This window comes from Kitasatospora sp. MY 5-36, from assembly GCF_001182915.1.
Lineage (GTDB): Bacteria > Actinomycetota > Actinomycetes > Streptomycetales > Streptomycetaceae > Kitasatospora.
The window spans coordinates 1-3,467 of sequence record NZ_LFVW01000898.1; the positions used below are offsets into that span (position 1 = coordinate 1).

Below are 3,467 nucleotides of genomic sequence, written 5' to 3' on the forward strand. Positions count from 1 at the left end.
ACCGGCGCCCGGCTGCGCGGGCGGCGCCGCCGTCTCCGCGCTCACGGGCGCCTCCGGCGGCTTCCCCTGGTCCGCCTCGGCCGCCAACGCCCAGTTCACCGCCGGGAGCCGGAAGCCGCCCGGCCTCCGCTCCGGCCCGCCGCGCTGCTCCTCGCCCACCATGCATCCCCTGTGCTCGATGACACTCCTGTGGGGAGCTACGGCCCGCACGGCCGAACCGGTTCAGCCGAAATCGGCGCGCCTCGGACCCGACCGTCCGGACCGGCTCCGCGCCCGCCACCGGCCGGGTCCCGCCCCGCGCCCCTCCCGCCGACCACGTCCCTGTGTTCCGTCCGACGGCCGGCCGCCCGTGCGGGGTTCACCGGGTGGTTCAGAAGGACCAGGAGAGCGGCTCTCCGGTGTACGGGTCCAACCGCTCCTCGATGCGGCGCCGCTCCTCACGCCAGTGGACGAAGTGCGGGGACGGATCGCCCCAGAGGGAGGCGTCGCTGAGCGGACAGCGGTCGAAGCCCTCGGTGAACAGGCGGCGCAGGAACTCCGCCATCCCGCAGTCGTAGAGCTGCCAGTTCGGCGACCCGTGGCGTTCCCACACCAGGACCGGCCACCTGTCGGGGTCGTCGTCGACCGTGAGCCAGCCGAGGATGTCCGCTCCGCAGCTCACCCCCCACGCGATCACCGAGTCCGGCCCGGCCTCGACGCCGGCCGGCCCGCCCTCGGTCGACCAGAGGCTCCGCAGGATGGCGGTCTCCCCGGCCGCGCTGCCGAAGCCCGGGCCCTCGGGCGGCGCCGTGCTCGCCTCGGGGGCCAGGACACCGAACGCCTCGTCGATTCCACCGGCCCCGTACGTGGCCATGAACGCCACGTAGTCGGCGGGGAACCGGACGCCCCAGGCCTGGCCCACCGCGGCCCAGTCCACCTGCTCGTCGGCGCCGTCGTGCGGCGACATGACGGCCTTCAGCGCGGCGACGGATGCTTCCCCTGCTTCCATGACCCCTCCTGTGGTCCGGCTCCGGGACGCACCGTATCCGGCCCTACCGACAGTCAGTCGGCAGGGCCGGAGCCGACGCCCAGGGCGAGGGCGTAGCGGGAGGGGTCGGCGGGGCGGACGCGGTCGGCGGGGGCGACGGCGTTGCGGCGGGCGAGCCAGGTGCGCAGCCGCTCGGGGCTCGGGCGGACGCCGCCGATCTCGTGGAGCAGGACCCGGGCCGGGCGGCCCGCCTCCGGGTCCGCCGGCTGGACCTCGACCACCTCGAACTCCGCGCCCGGGACGAAGACCACCATGGGCGGGTCGCCCGGCTCGCCGAAGGCCGAGCTGCGGCGGCCGCCGACGGACCAGATGGCGAACTCGATCCCGACGTCCTCCCCCAGGTCCGCCTCGGGCACCGCCAGGGCGGTCACCGGGGCCCGCTCGGTCAGCACCGTGCCCGGGGCGTACGCGGCGAGGTCGCAGGCCTGCGCCGGACCGGCGACCAGCACACCGCCGTAGTACCCGGGCAGCCGCCGCAGGCCGGCGGCCAGGCAGCGCAGGTACGGGCCGTAGCGGCCGGGCTCGCCGGAGCGGGCCGCCGCGAGGAGTTCGGCGCGCGGGGCCAGGGGGCCGGAGTCGCCGGCGTGCAGCAGGAGGGCGACCAGCTCGGGCCCCTGGTCGCCCTCCTCCGCCTGCGCGCGCAGGGCGGGCAGCCGGGTGGCGACGTCCTCGGCCCGCCGGGCCAAGGGCTCGTAGGCGGAGCCGAGTTGGGCGACCAGGGCCTCGCCGTCCCCGGCGGGCTCCGACGGCTCCGGCTCCGGCTCCGGCTCCGGCTCCGGGGACGGTTCCGGGGCCGGGGGCGTCGCAGCGGGCAGCACAGGCTCGGGATCGGGATCGACTTCCGGTGCCTCGGCGACCGGCTCCTCCATCTCAGGCCCAGCGAGCAACTCAGGTTCTGCTAGCGGGACTTCGTCAACCGACTCCTCCGCCTCAGGCTCCTCCGCGACAACCTCAGGGGCCAATATTGTTCCCCCATGGGCCTCCCCGGGAGCCTCCGCCGCCAACGCCCCTTCCGAAGTCGGCACCGTGGCGGCGGGCTCCGGAGCCGTCACCGGCGCCGAACCGAGCACGGCCACCCGCCCTCCGCGGCCTCGACCGCCTCCTCGCCGACCCAGTCCAACCCGTACTGCCGCGCGCAGAACCGCCCCACCGCGGCCGACTCCACGTCCAACACCCCCGCCACCACGAGCGCGAGGCGTACCGGCCCGGCCGGGAGCGAGCCCAGCACCGTACCGAGGTGGTCCCAGACCGCGTCCGGAACCGGGCGGCCCGGCGTGCCCACGACCAGCACGGGCTGGGCCGGGTCCGGCCGACGCAGCCGGGGGCCCCGCTCCGGGGTAGCGGCCGGGCGCAGCCACAGTCCGGCCGCCACCGCCTCCACCTCCCAGCCGGGGAAGGCCGGGTAGCGCGCCGCCCCGAGCACCGAAGGCGGCGCGGGGAGAGCCGGAAAACGGCCCGCCCCAGGGGCCGTGGGCGGGCCGGGGAGAGCCGGAAGCCGCCCCACTCCGGGCCCCGCGGGCGGGCCGGGGAGAGCCGGGAAACGCCCCGCCCCAGGCCCCACAGCCGGGCCCGGGAAGACCGGGAAACGCCCCGCGCCGGGCACCGGAGGCGGGCCGGGAAAGGCCGGGAAGCGGCCCGGACCGGGCCCCGCACCCGGGCCGGGGAGAGCCGGAAAGCGCTCCGTCCCAGGGCCCACGACCGGGCCGGGCCCGACGCGCCAGCCGACGGCGGTGACGGTGCGTTCGCGCGGGCGGGCGGACAACTCGATGAGGTACGGTTCCCAGCCCTCGCCCCCGTCCGGCGCCACGTGGACGTGCCGCACACCGCACCCGGGCGCCCCCGGCAGGCCCGACCTGGCCACCGGCACGCCGATCGCCGCCCGCACCTCCTGCCCGAGCGAGGCCGCCAGCACGGCGGCCGTCTCGATGAGTTCGAGCGGCGCGGCCCACGGCGCGCTCAGCGCGAGGTACTCCCGATGGGGCGCCTGCTCCTTCAACAGGTTCGCAGCGCTGGCCAGTTGGGCACCGCTGGGCAGTGACCGGGCGGGCGCGCCGATGATCAGCAGCAGCCGGTCGCGCGGTGCGAAGGCCCGGTCCAGCACGGCGGGGCGGACCGGTCCCACCGCCGCGTCGGTGATCCAGTACGCCCCGCCGGCCAGCGGGGTGATGGTCGCGTCGGCGGGCCAGCGGCTGCCGAGCGGCTCCGCTCCCCCGCCGGGCCGGCAGCGCCACCACGTCCCGTCCACGGCCGGCAGGGTGCCGTCCGGCTCGACGCTGACCACCGTGTCCGGTGCGACGACGGTCAACCCGCTGCGCCGGGCGAGCAGTTCGGCGGGCCGCCGGCCGTCGGGGCCGACCGCGGCCAGTCCGGAGGCGGCCAGCACCAGCACGTCGGCGTCGCGCCCGCGCGCGGCCCGGGCGAGTTCGTCCAGCGAGGCGAG

At 77.6% G+C, this 3,467-nt stretch carries 2 protein-coding genes and 1 pseudogene; all 3 read right to left on the minus strand.

Features of this window, described 5'->3' with window-relative positions; translation table 11 throughout:
- Positions 1 to 370: 370 nt before the first annotated feature.
- Positions 371 to 988, minus strand: coding sequence for a hypothetical protein (locus tag AE652_RS37935; RefSeq protein ID WP_181970897.1), 618 nt, complete (start codon positions 986 to 988; stop codon positions 371 to 373).
- A gap of 53 nt (positions 989 to 1,041) precedes the next feature.
- Positions 1,042 to 1,845, minus strand: coding sequence for a hypothetical protein (locus AE652_RS46940; RefSeq protein ID WP_159028682.1), 804 nt, complete (start codon positions 1,843 to 1,845; stop codon positions 1,042 to 1,044).
- A gap of 230 nt (positions 1,846 to 2,075) precedes the next feature.
- Positions 2,076 to 3,467, minus strand: a pseudogene (locus tag AE652_RS37945) (hypothetical protein); the annotation flags it as partial.

Bases quoted from the DNA above. Each gene is read 5' to 3' on its own strand.
- AE652_RS37935 (WP_181970897.1), bottom strand. From the start codon at position 988: ATGGAAGCAGGGGAAGCATCCGTCGCCGCGCTGAAGGCCGTCATGTCG.